Below are 17,038 nucleotides of genomic sequence, written 5' to 3'. Positions count from 1 at the left end.
GGTTCCCTTCGAAGTGTGATCCGGCCGGTCCGGCTCAGTAGCCGACGATCTCCGGCCAGTGCAGTTCGACGCCGGCCTCGACCAGGCGGCGCTGGAGCTGATCGACGAGTGCGGGTTCGGCGGCGACCTGCTGCGGGCTCAGCCCGCGGTCGAGACAGAGAGCGGTGAGTTCGCCCGCGGACTCGCCGATGTTCCATTCGACCGGGTGGAGCCGGTAGGCGCCGTTGGTGATGTGGGTGGTGCCGATGTTCTTGGCGGCGGGGATCAGGTTCTGGATGCGGACCGGGACCAGAGCGCCCAGCGGGATCTCGAACGGCGCCGACTCGACGTCGATGTAGTTGTCGCCGCCGGTCGAGGGGTGCAGGTCGATGCGGTACATGCCCACCCCGACGGACGCGTCGAACCGGGCCGGACCGCCGTACCCGCGGGCCTTGATCGAGATGTCCTGCTCGCGGACGGTGGTCAGCGCCCTGATCCGGCGGGACTCCCGGATGTACGGCGCCTGCGCGAAGCCGTCGGTGGTTCCCACCAGGTCCCCGCGCAGCCGCAGCCCCGGCCACCCGCGGCCGCCGTCGGGCCGCGGCGCCTCGGTCTGCAGCCAGTAGACGTACGCCCTGGACTGCGCCTTCGCCGCGGCCAGGTGGCGCGCTCGTTCGTCGGTGTCGATGATCGAGCCGCCGACGTAGTCCAGTTGCGGCCAGTTGGCCAGCACGACATCGCTGTCGTACAAGCCGTCGGTGAAGGTCTGCCGGGCGGCGATCCGCCGGAACTGCCACAGGTCCCGGTCGCCGGCGTCGAACCGCGGATCACCGGAGACGTCCTGCTCCGGATTGACGATCATGGTGCGCTGCTCCGGCACCAGGGTGCGCGGATCGGGGGCCGTGAACGACAGCATCGGCGCCCCCCAGAAGGGCAGTTCGAACGAGCGCCACTCGTCGTAGTCGTCGGGCCGCGCGATGGTGTGGTCCCCGGCCGTGTGATCGAAGACGAAGCACCACGCGATCGACTGCACGTTGGCCGGGTCGGCGACGTCGGCGGCGCTCGGCTCACCGGTGTCGGACCGCGCCTCGGCACCGACGACGTACTCGGTGCCGGTCAGCGGCAGCAGGTCACCGGTCTCGGTGCCGTCCAGCACGAACCGCGCCGTGATCACGCTCTCCGCCCCGGTCCGCGGGTCCGCGACCGTCACCGTGCGGACCACCCCGTCCACGACGTCGGCCGCCACGGGAACCGCGGGCTGCAGCACGGTCAGCCGGCCGCTCGACCGGTACGGCGCGAGGAGGGCGTCGATCACCGCGAGGGCCACCCGCGGCTCGTGGCACAGTCGGCTCACCCGGCCGCGGCCCGGGTTGAGTTCACGGTCCGCGCGAGCCGCCGCCGACAGCGGATAGTGGTCCCGGTAGTAGCGACGGATGTTCTCCCGCAGCGTCCGGTAGCGGGCGGTGACGCCGAACTGCTCCACCCAGACGTGCTCGTCCGGCGGCACCGCCTGAGACGTCAACTGGCCACCCAGCCACGGGTACTCCTCGGTCATCACCACCCGATGACCGCGTTCCAGCAGCGCGAGCGCCGCCGCCACCGAGCCGAGACCGCCGCCTATGATCGCCACCTCCGTGGCGACGGCGTTCACGCGAGCCCCGCCGACCGGGCGACGATGGTGTCGCCCGCTTCGACCTCGGCCACCAGGAGCCGCTGGGCGTCCAGAGCGGCCCACTCCTGCGGGTCGGTGACGATCAGCCGCTGCAGCAGCTCCAGCGCTTCGACGGCGACCTGTTTGCGTGGCACCCGGAAGCCCGTCAGCGCCCGTCCGTCGGCACGATGACCGCGCACCTCGCCGAGCGCGGCGACCGAGATCTCGCCCGGCACCTCCACCCCGGCGGCGGCGAGCGCGAGGATGACGTCCTCGGTGAGGAAGGCGTCCTCGGCGATGATCAGCGTGGCGCCGGTGGCCCGGGCCAGCCGCGGCAGGTCGGCCACGCGCTCCTCACCGACCAGCATGAACGCCATACGGCCCGCCGCCGAGGCGGCCTCGACCGCACCGCGCCGGTCCCGTGCGGTGGCGGTGTCGCGGCCCCGGTGCACATACAGGGCCTGGCGGTGTCCGTTGCCCGCGGCCTGGTCGATCACGGCGACCGTCGGAGTGACGTAGTCGATGCCGACGTACGGCACGGCCGCGGCCGTCTCGTCCCTGCGGCCGACCGCGACGAACGGGAACTGCTCGGCGACCAGCCGCTCCAGCTCGGAGCCGACCATCTGTTGACCGAGCAGGATGCAGCCGTCGGTGAGCCGTAGACGGGTCTTGCGGTGGAACAGGCTGCGGGTGCCGTTCTCGACCGGCGAGGACGTGAAGAACAGCAGGTCCCAGCCGATCGTCTCGGCCGCGCGCTCGATCCCGTTCAGCAGCGGGCCGTAGAAGTCCATGCTCTCCGGCGAGAGGGCTTCCTCGTAGGTGAAGACGCCGATGATCTGGTTGTCCAGACCGGCCAGTCGGCGGGCCGCCGGGTCGGCGACGTAGGTCGCCTCCTCAAGTGCCCGCTTGACCCGCGCCCGGGTCTCCTCCGGGATACGCACGTTCGTGCCGTCACGGTCGTTCAGCACCACCGAGACGGTGGTCTGGCTGACGCCCGCGATCTCAGCGATCTCGCGCTGGGTCACCCGGCGCGGCTTCGGTGGCATCGATCCTCCGTTGATAATGCGTATCTGCAACGAACATTCGTGACCTTAAGCCGCTGGAAACAAGAACGCAATCCCCCCTTGACCGACGGGTCATCAGGTTGAGATGGTCCGTCTCGCCGCGTTGAAGATAGGCATTATCACTACCGTGCGCGGCCAGACAGGAGCAGACGATGACAACCCCGCATGCTCAAGGTCCCCGCCTCAGCCGTCGCGGTCTCCTCGGCGCGGCGCTCGCGGCCGGTGTCGTACTGATCGCCGAGCCCACCGCCGTGACGGCCCACGCGGCGGCCGGCGACGTCACCCTGACGGCCGGCGGGATCAGCCTGCTGGCGAGCGTCGGCGGCCGGCTGGCCATACGTGACGCGGCCGGTGTCACCCGCTCCGCCGGGTCGAAGTTCCAGATCAAGGACCAGCTCACCGGCATCCAGCTGTCCATCGGCGGCACTCCGGCACTGGCCGCCCTCCCGGACGGAACGCCGGCGATCCGGATGGACTACACCTTCGACGCGGCCGCCGGCCCGACCACCGTCGTCGGCTGGTTCAGCGTCACCACCGGGCACGCCCGCCTGGAGTGGCGGATCACCGGCGCGGACACCCTGGTGCCGGACGGCTTCCTGTTCAGCCGGGCGATCCAGGCACCGACCGCGCCCGACGACTACCTCGCGATCACCGAATGGGTCCGCGACACCGGCGGCGGCATCCCGTACGAGGACACCGTCGGCGTCGCGCACACCTCGACCTGGGGCAGCCGGCACGGGCTGTTCCTGCTGGAACGGTCACGTCAGGCCTGGACGAACGCGACCTGGGTCCACGCACCGGGGGTGGCCGACCCGGCCGGCGGGTGGACCAGCCGGGCCGACTTCTTCTTCTCCGAGACCAGGCCCTCGGCCACGGCCACCATCGGCCTCGGCCGCGAACTCGGCCTGGAACTGTCCACCGACCGCGACTTCAACCTCTACCAGGTCCCCGGCGAGCCGATGCGGCTCACCGCCCTGGTCGCCAACGGCGGAGCGGCGCGCTCGGCCGAACTGCGGCTGTCGGTACGCGACTTCGACGGCGCGTACCTGGCCGCCACGACCGTGACCGGCAGCATCGCCGCGGCGGGCACCTGGCAGCACACCTTCACCGTGCCCGCGCCGGCCGCCGGTATCGCGCTGGCCGAGGTCGTCGTACGGTCCGCGGACGACGAGGCCTTCGCCCGGACCAACCTCGCCACGCTGGCGCCGTACACCTACCAGGCCGGTGCGGACAGCATGTTCGGGATCGCCAACTACCCGTGGCTGCAACGGCCGAGCGCCGACGCCGTACTCGACCTCTGGCAGCGGGTCGGCATCTCACTGGTCCGCATCGCCTACGACGGCGGCCCGGGCCTGCCGCCCTCAGCGTTCGACGCACGCGGCATCCGCCACAACATCGAACTGCAACCCTCACTCGAAGCGACCGACACCGAGGCCGCCGCCTGGGCGGCCGACAAACTGACCGTGGCGCAAGCCGCCGAGGCCGGCTACTTCGAGGTCGGCAACGAACTCAACCGGCCGTTCAACACCGGAACGGCCGCCCAGGCCTACCTGGACAAGGCGCTGCGCCCGGTCTTCGACCGGCGGGCCGCGACCGACGCCACCGTCAAGCTGATGAACAACGGACTCGCGGGGATGGATCGACCGTGGGTGGAGAACTTCATCGCCGCAGGCGGCTGGGATCTGATCGACGCGTTCGCCTACCACCCCGGCCGCGGCAACTTCACCCCGGACCACATACCGCCGGGCGATGACTGGAGCACCGGCGCCGAGGGCACCTACTGGAACTTCTACGGCGGACTGAAGCAACTCAAGACGCTGATGGCGCAGCACGGCGAGAAGGAGATCTGGCTGACCGAGGCCTACGCGCCGACCAGGCCGAACAGCTGGTGGCACGACACCTACCGGCACGCCGCGGAGAACGTCCTGCTCAGCCTGGCCCTGGCGAAGGCCGAAGGCGTCACGTGCGTGTGCTGGTACCAGTTCCACGACAGCGTGCTGGGGATGCCGCAGGTCGCCGACCCGGACAACGTCGAATACCACTACGGGCTGATGCATCGCGACCTCAGCCCGAAGCCGTCGCTCCTGGCGTACGCGACCGCGGCCCGCGTCCTCGATCAGGCCACCTTCCAGGGCCGGTTGACCTTCGCCGACCCGCAGACGTTCGGCCTGTGGTTCGACACCCCCGACGGTCCGGCGGTCGTCCTGTGGAACCGGGCCGACGGCTACCTGTTGAACACCGCCGGCCAACGCACCGACTGGCACTTCCCCGCCCCCGAGGTCTGGGTCGACCCGTGGCCGACCAAGACCCTGCTCACGGTCGACGCCGGCAACGCCGTACGCGAGCTGGACGCCATCGGCCGCGGCCGGCAGCTGTCACCGGCCCAGGGCCGGGTGACCCTCACACTCGACGGGGCACCCCGCGTCTTCTACGGCCTGACGCCGGTGGCCGCGGCCGGCGGCCCTACGCTGGCGGGCTGACGCGCCACCGTCGTGAGGACGCGCGGACGAGGAGGCGGCCACGTGCCGGGGACCCGGACGGTTCCCGGCACGTGGCCGCCCTCCGCGGCCGTCACGCGCCTGCCGTGCGAACAGGACGAACGGGCCACCGCACCTTCGGCGGCGTAGGAGACTGGACACCCTCGGCCTCCGGCGAGGAGGCAAGGTCACGTCCATCAGGAGCGTCATGCGCAGCGCACTCGTCCTGCACGCCGTCGACTCGCACACCGAGGGCATGCCCACCCGCGTGATCACCGGCGGTATCGGCACGATCCCCGGCGCGACCATGAACGAGCGGCGCCTGTACTTCCGTGAGCACCGGGACGACGTCAAGCAGTTCCTGATGAACGAACCGCGTGGGCACGCGGCGATGAGCGGCGCCATCCTCCAGCCGCCGACCCGGCCCGACTGCGACTGGGGCGTCGTCTACATCGAGGTCTCCGGCTATCTGCCCATGTGCGGGCACGGCACGATCGGCGTGGCGACCGTCCTCGTCGAGACCGGAATGGTCGAGGTCGTCGAGCCGGTCACCACGATCCGGCTCGACACCCCGGCCGGAGTGGTTGTCGCCGAGGTGGCGGTGGAGGACGGCGCGGCCCGAGCCGTCACCCTCCGCAACGTCCCGTCCTTCGCGGTCGCCCTGGACCGGAAGATCACCCTCGCCGACGGGCGCACGGTGACATACGACATGGCATACGGCGGCAACTTCTACGCCATCCTGCCGCTGGAGCAGTTCGGGCTGCCCTTCGACCGCTCCCGCAAGGACGACATCCTCAAGGCCGGGCTGTCCCTGATGGAGGTGATCAACGCCGAGGAGGAGCCGGTCCACCCCGAGGACCCGTCCATCCACGGCTGTCACCACGTTCATCTGGTCGCCCCCGGTGCCACCGCCCGCCGCTCACGGCACGCGATGGCCATCCACCCCGGCTGGTTCGACCGCTCGCCCTGCGGCACGGGTACCAGCGCCCGGATGGCCCAACTCCACGCGCGGGGCGAACTGCCCCTGAACACCGAGTTCGTGAACGAGTCGTTCATCGGCACGCACTTCACCGGCCGGCTCCTCGGCACCACCGAGGTCGCGGGCCGCCCCGCCGTCCTGCCCAGCTTCACCGGACGCGCATGGATCACCGGCACCGCCCAGTACCTGCTCGACCCGACCGACCCCTTCCCGGCCGGGTTCGTCCTCTAGCGGGGCTCGGGGCAGCGGGACTTCCGGGCGGGAACCGCCTTCCGGGCGTGAGCGGGTCGCCCTCCGGGCCGGGCCCGGGACTGTGACGGCATCGGCCGCCGCATGGATACTGGTGCTGCGTGACATTGCACCGGCACGCACCGCGGAGCGCCCGCACCCCTGCCGACGCGCCGCCCCACCCCGCCCCCGAGGAGACCCTCCATGCCCACCCGGACCAGCAGCTCGCCTCCCGCCGGCCCGGTTCTGCCCACCCTCGGCGGCAAGAAGCGCAGCTACCGGGAGAGGGTCGCCGACGCCCTCAGGGCCGCCCTCGTCGCCGGCGAGCTGCTGCCCGGCGAGGTGTACTCCGCGCCGACGCTCGCCGCCCGCTTCGGCGTCTCGGCGACCCCGGTGCGCGAGGCGATGCTGGACCTGGCCAAGGAGGGCCTGGTCGACACCGTTCCCAACAAGGGCTTCCGGGTCACCGCCGTCTCCGAGAAGCAGCTCGACGAGTACACCCACATCCGTGCCCTCGTCGAGATCCCGACGGTGGTGGAGCTGGCCAGGACCGCCGACCCCGTCTCCCTGGAGGCGTTGCGCCCGGCCGCCCGGGAGATCGTGCACGCGGCGGTGGCCGGTGACCTCATCGCCTATGTCGAGGCCGACACCCGCTTCCATCTCGGTCTGCTCGCCCTCGCGGGCAACGCGCACCTCGTCGAGGTCGTCGGCGACCTGCGCAAGCGGTCCCGGCTCTACGGGCTCACCGCCCTGGTGCGGGAGGGCCGTCTGCTCGCCTCCGCGGAGGAGCACCTCGACCTCCTCGACGCCCTGCTGGACCGCGACGAGCGGGCCGTGCACGCCGTCATGACCCGTCACATCGGTCATGTCCGAGGTTTGTGGGCCGCCAAGTAGCCCTGCCCTTCCGTGCGGGCCACCCACGCGCGTCACCCGGGCGAGCCGACCGCGCTCACCGCGCGTCCTCCTTCCGGCCGGGGTCGGTCCCGCCGCGCTTCGCCGCCTGGATCTGCTCGTACACATGGGTCCGCAACTCGGCGAAGCGCGGGGAGACCCGGGTGTGCAACTGGTCGCGTTCGGCGGGCAGATCGACCTTGAGCTGCTCCTGCACGACGGTGGGGGAGGCGGACAGGACGACCACCCGCTCGCCCAGGTACACGGCCTCGTCGATGTCGTGGGTGACGAACAGGATGGTGATCCCGCGCTCCCGCCACAGTCCCCTTACCAGGTCCTCCAGGTCGGCGCGGGTCTGGGCGTCGACCGCCGCGAACGGCTCGTCCATCAGCAGCACCTGGGGCTCGTAGGCCAGCGCGCGGGCGATGGCGACCCGCTGCTGCATGCCGCCGGACAGCTGCCACGGGTAGGCGCCGGCGGCGTCTTCGAGGCCGACCGACCGGAGGGCGTCGTCGACCAGCTCCCGGCGTCGGGGCCTGCTCAGGTCCTTCTGTTTCAGGGGGAGTTCGACGTTCTGGGCGACCCGCATCCAGGGGAACAGGCTGCGCCCGTACTCCTGGAAGACGAAGGCCATCCCGGGCGGCGGGCCGTTCACCCTGCGGCCGTCCAGGAGGACTTCGCCGGCCGTCGGTGTCAGCAGTCCGCCCATGCACTTCAGCAGGGTCGTCTTGCCGCAGCCCGACGGGCCGACGAGGCAGACGAGTTCGCCCGACTCGACGGTGAAGGTGAGGTCGCGCACCGCTTCGACCCGGCGGCCGGACCCCTCGTAGACCTTCTTGAGGCCGGATACGACGAGTGCGTGCATGGACCGCCCTTTCACGGGACTCACGAGGACCGCCTGGTGGCGGCGCGCAGGCCGTGGTACCAGGCCAGGACCCGCCGTTCGACCAGGTGGAAGACGACGGAGAGCAGGAAACCGAGCAGGCCGAGGACGAGGATCCCGGTCCACATGTCGGGGATCGCGAAACTGCGCTGGAACTGGACGACGGTGAAGCCGATGCCGTTGCTGGCGGCGAACATCTCGCTGATGACCATCAGGATGATGCCGATCGACAGGGCCTGGCGCAGTCCCGCGAAGATCTGCGGGCTCGCCGAGCGCAGCACCAGGTGCGTGAGGCGCGAGGGCCCCTTGATGCCGTAGGAGCGTGCCGTTTCGGCCATCACCGGGTCGACCGCGCGGACGCCCTCGACCGTGTTGAGGAGGATCGGCCACACACAGCCGCTGGCGATGACGGTGACCTTCATCGTGTCGTCGATGCCCGCGAACAGCATGATGACCGGCACGAGCACCGGCGGCGGGACGGCCCGCAGGAACTCCAGGACCGGTTCGCAGACCGCGCGGACCCGCCGGTAGGAGCCGATGACGGTGCCGGCGGTGACGCCCACGACGGCCGCGAGCAGATAACCGCCGGTCAGCCGCAGCAGGCTGGGCAGGACGTCGTCCTTGAGCCGGTCTCCGGTCCACACGTCCGGGAATGTCGTCATGATCGTGCGCAGGGGCGGCCAGAACACGTTCGTGCTGTTGTCGGACGCGAACCACCAGCCCACGAAGAGGAGTACGGGCAGGGCGAGCACGAACAGCAGCCTCAGCAGGACGCGCCTCACACCGCCACCTCCCCGCGCACCGACTGGTGCCAGGCCAGGGCGCGTCGCTCCACGGTACGCGCGCCCACGTTGATGAGCAGCCCCAGCACACCGGTGACCACGATCAGCGCGTACATCTCCGGGACCGCCTGCGAGTTCTGCGCGACCGCGATCCGGGCACCCAACCCCGGTGCCCCGATGACGAGTTCGGCGGTGATGGCGAGGATCAGGGCGACGGCCGCGGCCAGCCGGATGCCGGTCATCACGTACGGCAGCGCGGTCGGCCACAGCACGTGCCGGACGCGCGCCCAGGTGCCGAGACCGTACGACCTCGCCGTCTCCTCGGCGACCGGGTCGACGTCCTGGACGCCGTAGAGGGTCTGGATGAGGATCTGCCAGAAGGCGGCGTACACGACGAGCAGGAGCACCGAGCGCAGTTCGGTGCCGTACAGGAGGACCGCCAGGGGGATCAGCGCCACGGAGGGGATGGGGCGCAGGAACTCGATCGTCGAGGCCGTCGCCTCGCGCAGGTAGGGGACCACGGAGATCAGCACCCCGGCGACGACGCCCGCCGCCACCGCGATCACCAGACCCAGTGCCCAGCCGGTGAGGGTGTCGCCGAGCGCGGTCCAGAAGGCGCCGTCGCCGAGTTCGTCGACGAAGGCGCCCGCGATGCGGCTGGTCGGCGGGAAGTACTCCTCCTTGACGAGGCCGAGCCGCGGCACCGCCTCGCCCAGGGCGAGGAAGGCCGCGAGCCCGGCGGTGCCGAGGGCCGCGTTCTCACCCCTCACGGCAGGAGCGCGTCCAGGTCGGGGGTCTTCTTGAAGAGCCCGTCCTCCTCGCCGAGCTTCTGCAGCGCCTCGATGGAGGCACGGTCGGCCGCGGCCGGCCACTTCGGCAGGGTCACGTTCGCCAGCACCGCGGCCGGGATCTTCGTGTACGTGGTGACGATCTCGCGGACCTCGTCCGGGTGGGCGTCGGCGTAGGCGAGGGACTCGGCGGTGGCCTCCTGGAACCTCTTCACCAGGTCCGGGTTCTTCTGGAGGTACTGCGACGAGGTGAAGTACATGGCGACGGTGAGGTTCGGCGCCACGTCGACCAGGGGCGAGGCGATCTCCGTGCCGCCCTGGCTCTTGACGGTGGCGAGCGCCGGCTCGACGACCATGGCGGCGTCGATCTGCCCGCCGTCGAGGGCGGCCGGCATCTGGTCGAAGGCCAGTTCCACGAACTTCACCTTGTCCGGGTCGCCGCCCGCCTTGCGCACCGACTCGCGCACCGCGCTCTCGTTGATGTTCTTCAGCGTGTTGATGGCGACCTTCTTGCCTTCCAGGTCCTTCGCGGACTTGATCGGGCTGTCCTTCTTCACCGTGACCGCGCCGAAGTCCTTCCCCTCGACGCCCGTCGAGGCGATGCCGTTGGCGATGGCCTTGATGGGGACGCCGTTGGACTGCGCGACCATCAGGGACGTCATGTTGGAGAACCCGAACTGGAACTGGCCGCTGGTGACTCCGGGCACGATCGCCGCACCGCCCTGGGCGGTCGTCATCTCCAGCTTCAGACCGTGCTTCTCGTAGAAGCCCTTCTTCTGACCGAGATAGACGGGCGCGACATCGACGATCGGGATGATGCCCACCTTGACGGTGGTGGTCCCGCCGGACGAGGCTCCCTTGTCCGACGTCCCGTCGTCGCCGGACGAACCACAGGCCGACGCGGCGACCAGGCAGGCTCCGGCCGCGAGAACGGCGAATGGACGACGCATGGCTCCTCCTGTGCAGACTTCATTGTTCCGACAGGGTGTGCGCAGACCGCACAGTGGTGCTCAGCGCGAAAGGTAGAGCCCTGGAGGGTTCCGGTCAATGCCTATGGCCGACAATATTGTTGACAGTTATCGAAGTGCGCACTCAGCCCACGCGGTTGACGTGCTTCGCGTCCCCTGGAGGCGACGATGCCCGCAGCAGCCCGCGCGCCCCATTTCGTCCGGTCCTTCGAGCGCGGCCTCGCCGTCATCCGCGCCTTCGACGCCGATCACCCGCAACTGACACTCAGTGAGGTCGCACGCGCCTGCGGCCTGACCCGGGCGGCGACCCGCCGCTTCCTGCTCACCCTCGTCGACCTCGGATACGTGCGCGCGGACCACCGCACCTTCAGGCTCACCCCGCGCGTGCTGGAACTCGGCTACTCCTACCTGTCGAGCTTCTCGCTGCCCCAGATCGCCGAACCGCATCTGGAGCAACTCGTCGAGCGCACCCGGGAGTCGTCGTCCCTGTGCGTGCTCGACGGCGACGACGTCGTGTACGTGGCCCGGGTGCCCGCCCGCCGCATCATGACCGCGGCGATCACCGTCGGCACCCGCTTCCCGGCCCATGTCACCTCGGTGGGCCGGGTGATCCTCGCCCATCTGCCGGACGAGGAACGGGAGATGCGGATCGGCCGCGCCGACCTGCGACCGCTGACGCCCCGCACCCTCGTGTCGGCGCGGGCGCTGCGGGCCGAACTCGACCGGGTGCGCAGGCAGGGATACGCCCTCGTCGACCAGGAGTTGGAGGAGGGACTGCGCTCGATCGCCGCCCCGGTGCGGGACCGGGACGGCGAGGTGGTGGCGGCGGTGAACATCCCGGTGCACGTCAGCCGCAACTCCCTGGCATCCGTACGCCGGGACCTGCTACCGCACCTGCTGGAGGCGGTGGTCGGCATCGAGACCGACCTCGGGCTGTCTACAGGTCGAGGACGAGCCGCTTCCCCCGGCACCGGGACACACAGATGAGCATCGTCTCGCCGGCCTCCCGCTCCTCGTCCGAGAGCACCGAGTCCCGATGGTCCGGCGTCCCTTCCAGGACGTCGGTCTCGCAGGTCCCGCAGGTGCCCTCGGTGCAGGAGAACAGCACCTCGATGCCCGCGGCGCGCACGGTGTCGAGCACGGAGACGTCCACCGGCACGGTGAGCGTACGGCCGCTCTGCGCCAACTCGACCTCGAACTCGGTGTTCCCGCCCGCCTCCTGCTCCTTGGGCTGGAACCGCTCGACGTGCAGCACCCCGGCCGGACACCGTGCCTCCACCGCGTCGAGCAGCGCCCCGGGACCGCAGCAGTAGACCAAGGTGCCCTCGGGGACGTCGTCGAGCACCGAGGGCAGGTCCAGCAGACCGGCCTCGTCCTGGGGAGCGACGGTGACCCGGTCCCCGTACCGCCCCAACTCGCCGGTGAACGCCATGGAACGACGGCTGCGTCCGCCGTACAGCAGCGTCCACTCGGCGCCGGCCGCCTCGGCCGCGGCCAGCATCGGCAGGATCGGTGTGATGCCGATGCCGCCCGCGACGAAGCGGTAGCGGGGTGCGGGACGGAGCGCGAAGTGGTTGCGGGGGCCGCGTACCCACACCTTGTCGCCCTGCCTCAACTGCTCGTGCACATGGGCGGATCCGCCGCGTCCCTCGCTCTCGCGCAGCACGGCGATCCGCCAGGCGGTGGCGTCGGCGGGATCGCCGCACAGCGAGTACTGCCGCTCCAGGCCGGGGCCGAGGACGACGTCGATGTGCGCGCCCGGCTCCCACCGCGGCAGGTGCTCGCCCAGCGGGTGGCGCAGGGTGAGGGCGAGCACGCCGTCGGCCGCGGACTCCCTGCTCCCGACGACGAGTTCGGCTTCGTACACGTCACTCATGAGGTGTTTCCCTGCGGCTCGTGACCTGGTGGCTCGTGTCCTTGCGCGGAGTGTCCGGTCGGGTGGGCGAGCATCCACTCCCACATCTCGATGGGGTCCTGCGAGGTGTGCTCGCGGCCGCAGTGACAGGTGCCGTGCAGGACGTCCGTGCCCGGCAACCAGTCGATGCGGTAGATCTCGCGGGGCGTCCCGGCGGAGAGCCCGCTGCTCACAGCGCCTTCTCCACGGGCTTGTCGCCCTCCTCGACCAGCCGGGCGAGGATACGGCGGGCGGCGAGCCCGCCGGTGTCGATGTTGATGCTCAGCTCCTGATAGCCGGTCCGCTCCGAACCGAGCGTCTCCTGAAGCAGGTTGAGCGCGTCGACGTCCTGCATGACGACCGTGTGGTTGTTGGCCCGCAGGAACTCGGTGACCTCGGCGTCCTCGGTCGCCCAGTCCCGCGAGACCATCCAGAAGTCGTACACCTTGCCGTCGGCGGACGGCGTGATGGCGTACGTGATCTCGGTGTGGAAGCCGTTCGGGTCGCTGCCGTCGGCCTCGGGCACCACCCCGACCGGTGCGATCCTGCTGTGCAGCAGATACAGGCAGGGCGCGTGGTACTCGATGTCCTGCCAGCGGGTGATCCGGCCCGCTATGCCGGTCGAACGGGCGTAGAACGGCGGGCACTCGGCGTCGTCCATGTGCCGGCTCACCCGGACGATCCCGGCGCCCTCGTCGACCTCCGTGGTGATCGGGGTCTCGGCGACCTCGGGGGTGCCGATGTAGCCGCCGTGCAGATACGTCTCGTGGGACAGGTCGAGGAGGTTGTCGACCAGCAGGCCGTAGTCGGCGTCGATCGGTTCCATGCCGTGCACGGTGACCCAGCCGGGGGAGTCGAGGTGGCGGGCCCGCGGGATGGTGTCGGCGTCGGCGAGCGCCGGGTCGCCGATCCACACCCAGATGAGGGCGTCCTGCTCGACGACCGGGTAGGAGGCGACCCTGGCGGTGCGCGGGACGCGTTTCTGGCCCGGCACGTACACACAGGTGCCGGTCCGGTCGTAGGTGAAGCCGTGGTAGCCGCAGACTATGCGGTCGCCGTCGAGGCCGCTCTTGGAGAGCGGGTAGCGGCGGTGCACGCACCGGTCGTGCAGGGCGACGGGGGTTCCCTCCGCCTCGGTCCGGTAGAAGACGATCGGCTCACCGAGGATCGTCCGGCCGAGCAACTCCTCGCGGCCCACTTCGTGGCTGTAGGCGGCGACGTACCACTGGTTCCTGGCGAAGGCGGTGGTGTGCGGCATCGTTGCGGCTCCCGTCGTTGGGTGATGACGACATCGTCCAGAAGAGCGTCACGGCGCCGCAATACCTCTTCCGCCTCGCGGAAGAACTTGAGGAAAGTGCCTGTTCAGGGCAGGTGGTCGTCTGCGGGAGTGAAATCAGGAGTGCGCTGGGTCGGCGACCTCGTTGAGCGTTTCCGTCGGTGCGTTGCGTCAAGCTCGGTGCTTCCGCTTTGCGATATAGGGCAGCTTTGAGAATTTTCTATCGATTGTTGTGCCGTGAACTGGTGGTACACCGGCAGAAGCCACATCGCCGCAGATCAGACATGATCATCTTTGCGTTGAGGGGCCGCGGGGTCGAATCCGGGTCGAATGAACCCCTCCTCCGACTCGCCGACGGGCAGGTGCAGGTCAGGAGTGGGTTAAGACGGCGTGGTGGCAGGCAGCGCGAGAGAGCTTGCGGCGCTCGTGGCCTGAAGGGGCCTGACCGTATCGACGGGCCGATGTCGGTGCACTCCGGCTTCGCAGGCCAGCTTCTCGGTCGGCGTCGCGACCAGCGGCGTGGCCTCGGCGAGCGCCGCGGTCAGCGTGGCTGTCAGTATCGCCACCTGAGTCCGACTGTGACTGAGCCCGGTGCCGTGGTGACGGCAATCATCCGCCGCCACGGCACCGGGCCAGTCCTTCAGAACCTAGCACCGCGAGGTGGAGGAAAACATGAACCGCAGGAGCACCGCGGGCATCGCCCTGTCCGTCGCCGGTCTTTGCGTGCTGGCCGCGCTGGCCGCCGTGGCAACCGCGTTCGAACTGTCGGGGGCGATGCGTGTCGCAGCCATCGCACTGCTGGTCTGCGCCATCGCCGGGGCGGCTGCCGTGGTGGGGTCTTCGGTGGTCAGGAGCAGTCGTGAGTGAGACGTCCGTCATCGAGTTCCACGGTGTGACCAAGAGATTCGGAGAGGTCACGGCTGTGGAGGACCTCACCTTCGCCGTGCGCCCCGGGCGGATCGTGGGCCTCCTGGGCCGCAACGGCGCGGGCTAGAGCACCGCGCTGCGTGTCCTGCTCGGCCTGGTCCGGCCAACGACCGGACACGCGAGCCTGTTCGGGCACGCGTACCAGGATCTGCCGGACGCCCCTCGCCGGATCGGGGTCAGCATGGACACGATCGGCCCGACCCCGGGTACGACGGGCCGCCGCGACCTACGGATCTGGGCGCGGAGCCTCGGCCTCCCCGAGAGCCGGGTAGAGGATGTACTGGACCAGGTCGGTCTCTCCGACAGCGCCGACCGCAAGGTCAAGGGTTACTCCACTGGTATGCGGCAACGGCTCGCGCTGGCCACCGCGCTGCTCCCTGACCCCGAACTCCTGGTCCTTGAAGAGCCGGTGAACGGGCTCGACCCGGACGGCATCCGGTGGCTGCGTGAACTGCTGCGCACGCTCGCGGCGGAAGGGAGAACCGTCCTGCTCTCCAGTCACCTGCTCGCCGAGGTCGAGCAGACCGTCGACGACGTCGTCATCCTCCAGCGCACTCTGCGCTACTCGGGCGCGCTGGCGAGGCTCACCACCGACGGCGCCGACCGTCTGGAGGACCGGTTCTTCGAACTGGCGGGCGCGAGCGCTTCGGGTGGTACCCGTGACTGACGCACTGCGCGGTGAATGGCTCAAGGCCCGGAGCGGCAGCGCGTGGATCGTGCTCCTGGTGTCCGGCACCTACATGTCGGTCATGACGAGCTTCGGCTACGGCTCCGAGGGGGACAAGGCGCTCGGCCAGGGCAGCGGAGATCTCGCCGCCGTGACCGACGACGTCGTGCGTGCCTGGATGATGAGCTTCCTCTTCGTTGCTCTCTACGGCGCCGTCGTCGTCACGCGCGAGTACAGCTCGGGCTCGATCAGTCGCTCCGTTCTCGTGACCGGGCGTGCACGCCTGTTCGGCGCCAAACTCGCCGTAGGCGCGCTGTTGGGTGCGCTGTCCGGAGTGGTCGCGGTGGTCTTCTCGGTGCTCTCGGCATGGGGCGTACTCGCCGTGTACGGGCGGGACTTCGCCTGGACGAAGGGGACGACCCTGATCGCGGCGGGCGTCTTCGTGTGCAATGTCCTCGCCGCTCCCTGGGGAGTCTTCATCGGCTGGATCATCCGTCATCAGATCGCTTCGGTCGTCACGGTCATGGCATTGACCCTGCTGGTCGACCCCGGTCTCCAGCGGCTCGCCCCGAAGGCCGCGAGTTACCTGTTCACGATCGCGATGAGCTCGGTCTACCGGGATGTGGGCCACGCACTGCTGTCCCCGCCGGCGGCCCTCCTGGTCATCGCGAGCTGGCTCGCCGCCGCCGGCTTCGCCGCGTACCGGCTCCTCCGCGTCCGCGACCTCACGTAAGGCAGGCAGACAGCATGTCCACCAAGACCGAGACGGCCCTCGTGCCCCCCGAGCTTCTGGCCCGTCCTCGGCTCGCCGCCGACGTGTCGGTGCACGAACCGGCCGACGAGGGGGCATCGTGGCTGATCCAGCAGAGCCAGGCACGGTACTTCCGGTCGGCCGTCGGAGGCGAGTCGGCTGTAGCTGCCGGTGAGGTCACCGAGCAGGGCGAGATCGGAGACAGCCGGAGGCTGTCGGTGGAGGCCCAACGGGCCGTGTGCGAGAGGGAGGTGTCGTTGGGGGAGTGGGTGTTGGGTGCTGTGGGGCACGGTGGGGTCGTCTCGCAAAGACGTGGACGCCACCCAGGCCCGCTAAAACCACGGGTGGTCTCCGGGACCGACCTCCAATCGGTGCCGGCCAAGGCCTCCAGGATTGCCGTCCTGGAGGGCCTCGTATGCCTGGCCCCGAGTGGAGGCAGGCGTCCCCATCGCAGCTCGACCGAGGTCGAAACAGAGCCCCGCCAAAGTCCCCCACTCGTGATCCGCACCGGTCAACTCGGTTACCGCAGAGGGCAGTTGCAGAGGCTACTGCCCTCTGACTGCCTCTGCAGCCTGTCCTAGCAGGTCACAGCCTCATCGCCCCCGCACAAACGCAGGTCAGAAAGATGTGCTAGCTGTACCACTGGTTCCTGGCGAAGGCGGTGGTGTGCGGCATCGTTGCGGCTCCCGTCTCTCTGTGATGGGCACATCATCCGGAAGGGCGTCGCGGTGCGGCAATGCCCCTTCCGCCTCACGGAAGGGAATCAGTGAAACCGCAGGTCGGAGAGTGATCGCGGGGGCCGGGTCGGCCGGGGCCCGGCGCCGGGTGAACGC

Annotated in this window: 17 protein-coding genes; 8 read left to right on the top strand and 9 right to left on the bottom strand. The window is 70.1% G+C overall.

Going from position 1 to position 17,038, the window contains the following annotated elements; genetic code table 11:
- Nucleotides 1-34 precede the first annotated feature (34 nt).
- Together ACZ5VD_RS08300 and ACZ5VD_RS08295 are read right to left on the bottom strand one after the other, a co-directional pair.
- Nucleotides 35-1,630: an FAD-dependent oxidoreductase gene (locus ACZ5VD_RS08300; RefSeq protein ID WP_468681499.1), complete on the bottom strand. Its 1,596-nt coding sequence runs from the start codon at nucleotides 1,628-1,630 to the stop codon at nucleotides 35-37.
- Nucleotides 1,627-2,676: a LacI family DNA-binding transcriptional regulator gene (locus ACZ5VD_RS08295; protein WP_468551310.1), complete on the bottom strand. Its 1,050-nt coding sequence runs from the start codon at nucleotides 2,674-2,676 to the stop codon at nucleotides 1,627-1,629. Before ACZ5VD_RS08295 ends, ACZ5VD_RS08300 begins: the two co-directional genes overlap by 4 nt.
- 170 nt (nucleotides 2,677-2,846) lie before the next feature.
- Between ACZ5VD_RS08295 and ACZ5VD_RS08290 the strand changes: the two genes are divergently transcribed.
- The 3 genes from ACZ5VD_RS08290 to ACZ5VD_RS08280 all read left to right on the top strand — a co-directional run bounded on the left by ACZ5VD_RS08290 (nucleotide 2,847) and on the right by ACZ5VD_RS08280 (nucleotide 7,272).
- A complete protein-coding gene (locus ACZ5VD_RS08290) occupies nucleotides 2,847-5,174 on the top strand; it encodes a hypothetical protein (protein WP_468681497.1) in 2,328 nt (775 codons plus the stop codon).
- Between the two features lie 205 nt (nucleotides 5,175-5,379).
- Nucleotides 5,380-6,381 carry a proline racemase family protein gene (locus ACZ5VD_RS08285; RefSeq protein WP_468681495.1) on the top strand — a complete coding sequence of 334 codons (1,002 nt, stop codon included), beginning with the start codon at nucleotides 5,380-5,382 and terminating at the stop codon, nucleotides 6,379-6,381.
- A 201-nt stretch (nucleotides 6,382-6,582) separates the two neighbouring features.
- Nucleotides 6,583-7,272 (top strand): GntR family transcriptional regulator, encoded by a 690-nt coding sequence (locus tag ACZ5VD_RS08280; RefSeq protein ID WP_468551313.1) that lies wholly within the window; start codon nucleotides 6,583-6,585, stop codon nucleotides 7,270-7,272.
- Between the two features lie 55 nt (nucleotides 7,273-7,327).
- Here the strand turns inward: ACZ5VD_RS08280 and ACZ5VD_RS08275 are convergent, their stop codons facing one another.
- The 4 genes from ACZ5VD_RS08275 to ACZ5VD_RS08260 are packed head-to-tail and all read right to left on the bottom strand — an operon-like array spanning nucleotide 7,328 to nucleotide 10,672.
- Nucleotides 7,328-8,134 carry an ABC transporter ATP-binding protein gene (locus ACZ5VD_RS08275; protein ID WP_468681493.1) on the bottom strand — a complete coding sequence of 269 codons (807 nt, stop codon included), beginning with the start codon at nucleotides 8,132-8,134 and terminating at the stop codon, nucleotides 7,328-7,330.
- Nucleotides 8,135-8,154: 20 nt separating this feature from the next.
- Nucleotides 8,155-8,934, bottom strand: a complete 780-nt coding sequence (locus tag ACZ5VD_RS08270) for an ABC transporter permease (RefSeq protein WP_468551315.1) — start codon at nucleotides 8,932-8,934, stop codon at nucleotides 8,155-8,157.
- A complete protein-coding gene (locus ACZ5VD_RS08265; protein WP_468681490.1) occupies nucleotides 8,931-9,704 on the bottom strand; it encodes an ABC transporter permease in 774 nt (257 codons plus the stop codon). The genes ACZ5VD_RS08270 and ACZ5VD_RS08265 overlap by 4 nt, the downstream gene beginning before the upstream one ends.
- Nucleotides 9,701-10,672 (bottom strand): ABC transporter substrate-binding protein, encoded by a 972-nt coding sequence (locus ACZ5VD_RS08260; RefSeq protein ID WP_468681487.1) that lies wholly within the window; start codon nucleotides 10,670-10,672, stop codon nucleotides 9,701-9,703. The genes ACZ5VD_RS08265 and ACZ5VD_RS08260 overlap by 4 nt, the downstream gene beginning before the upstream one ends.
- 186 nt (nucleotides 10,673-10,858) lie before the next feature.
- On the opposite strand from ACZ5VD_RS08260, the gene ACZ5VD_RS08255 reads away from it, so the two are divergent.
- A complete protein-coding gene (locus ACZ5VD_RS08255) occupies nucleotides 10,859-11,677 on the top strand; it encodes an IclR family transcriptional regulator domain-containing protein (protein WP_468551318.1) in 819 nt (272 codons plus the stop codon).
- Here ACZ5VD_RS08255 and ACZ5VD_RS08250 read toward each other — a convergent pair.
- From ACZ5VD_RS08250 to ACZ5VD_RS08240, 3 genes are read right to left on the bottom strand one after another with little or no spacing between them, the layout of a single operon-like run.
- Nucleotides 11,628-12,566 (bottom strand): PDR/VanB family oxidoreductase, encoded by a 939-nt coding sequence (locus ACZ5VD_RS08250; protein WP_468681485.1) that lies wholly within the window; start codon nucleotides 12,564-12,566, stop codon nucleotides 11,628-11,630. The two genes, ACZ5VD_RS08255 and ACZ5VD_RS08250, sit on opposite strands and share 50 nt — an antisense overlap.
- Nucleotides 12,563-12,778: a hypothetical protein gene (locus tag ACZ5VD_RS08245; RefSeq protein WP_468551320.1), complete on the bottom strand. Its 216-nt coding sequence runs from the start codon at nucleotides 12,776-12,778 to the stop codon at nucleotides 12,563-12,565. Before ACZ5VD_RS08245 ends, ACZ5VD_RS08250 begins: the two co-directional genes overlap by 4 nt.
- A complete protein-coding gene (locus ACZ5VD_RS08240) occupies nucleotides 12,775-13,842 on the bottom strand; it encodes a Rieske 2Fe-2S domain-containing protein (protein WP_468681483.1) in 1,068 nt (355 codons plus the stop codon). Before ACZ5VD_RS08240 ends, ACZ5VD_RS08245 begins: the two co-directional genes overlap by 4 nt.
- 690 nt (nucleotides 13,843-14,532) lie before the next feature.
- On the opposite strand from ACZ5VD_RS08240, the gene ACZ5VD_RS08235 reads away from it, so the two are divergent.
- Genes ACZ5VD_RS08235 through ACZ5VD_RS08220 form a run of 4 tightly spaced genes read left to right on the top strand, consistent with a single transcriptional unit; the run spans nucleotide 14,533 to nucleotide 16,187 of the window.
- Nucleotides 14,533-14,727 carry a hypothetical protein gene (locus tag ACZ5VD_RS08235; protein ID WP_468681481.1) on the top strand — a complete coding sequence of 65 codons (195 nt, stop codon included), beginning with the start codon at nucleotides 14,533-14,535 and terminating at the stop codon, nucleotides 14,725-14,727.
- On the top strand, nucleotides 14,720-14,854 hold the full coding sequence (locus ACZ5VD_RS08230) for a hypothetical protein (RefSeq protein WP_468681479.1): 135 nt from the start codon (nucleotides 14,720-14,722) through the stop codon (nucleotides 14,852-14,854). Before ACZ5VD_RS08235 ends, ACZ5VD_RS08230 begins: the two co-directional genes overlap by 8 nt.
- 9 nt (nucleotides 14,855-14,863) lie before the next feature.
- Entirely contained in the window at nucleotides 14,864-15,454 is a 591-nt protein-coding gene (locus tag ACZ5VD_RS08225) for an ATP-binding cassette domain-containing protein (RefSeq protein ID WP_468681683.1), read from the top strand.
- Nucleotides 15,447-16,187, top strand: coding sequence for an ABC transporter permease (locus tag ACZ5VD_RS08220; protein ID WP_468681477.1), 741 nt, complete (start codon nucleotides 15,447-15,449; stop codon nucleotides 16,185-16,187). The genes ACZ5VD_RS08225 and ACZ5VD_RS08220 overlap by 8 nt, the downstream gene beginning before the upstream one ends.
- The last annotated feature ends 851 nt before the right edge of the window (nucleotides 16,188-17,038 follow it).

Source organism: Streptomyces sp. NPDC032822 (assembly GCF_055578825.1).
Note: the sequence above shows the minus strand (reverse complement) of the source record. Positions and strands in the feature narration are given on the sequence as shown.

Coding starts and splice junctions, on each gene's coding strand:
- ACZ5VD_RS08255 (WP_468551318.1), top strand. CDS start 10,859: ATGCCCGCAGCAGCCCGCGCGCCCCATTTCGTCCGGTCCTTCGAGCGC.
- ACZ5VD_RS08260 (WP_468681487.1), bottom strand. CDS start 10,672: ATGCGTCGTCCATTCGCCGTTCTCGCGGCCGGAGCCTGCCTGGTCGCC.
- ACZ5VD_RS08235 (WP_468681481.1), top strand. CDS start 14,533: ATGAACCGCAGGAGCACCGCGGGCATCGCCCTGTCCGTCGCCGGTCTT.
- ACZ5VD_RS08295 (WP_468551310.1), bottom strand. CDS start 2,676: ATGCCACCGAAGCCGCGCCGGGTGACCCAGCGCGAGATCGCTGAGATC.
- ACZ5VD_RS08275 (WP_468681493.1), bottom strand. CDS start 8,134: ATGCACGCACTCGTCGTATCCGGCCTCAAGAAGGTCTACGAGGGGTCC.
- ACZ5VD_RS08285 (WP_468681495.1), top strand. CDS start 5,380: ATGCGCAGCGCACTCGTCCTGCACGCCGTCGACTCGCACACCGAGGGC.
- ACZ5VD_RS08290 (WP_468681497.1), top strand. CDS start 2,847: ATGACAACCCCGCATGCTCAAGGTCCCCGCCTCAGCCGTCGCGGTCTC.
- ACZ5VD_RS08240 (WP_468681483.1), bottom strand. CDS start 13,842: ATGCCGCACACCACCGCCTTCGCCAGGAACCAGTGGTACGTCGCCGCC.
- ACZ5VD_RS08250 (WP_468681485.1), bottom strand. CDS start 12,566: ATGAGTGACGTGTACGAAGCCGAACTCGTCGTCGGGAGCAGGGAGTCC.
- ACZ5VD_RS08280 (WP_468551313.1), top strand. CDS start 6,583: ATGCCCACCCGGACCAGCAGCTCGCCTCCCGCCGGCCCGGTTCTGCCC.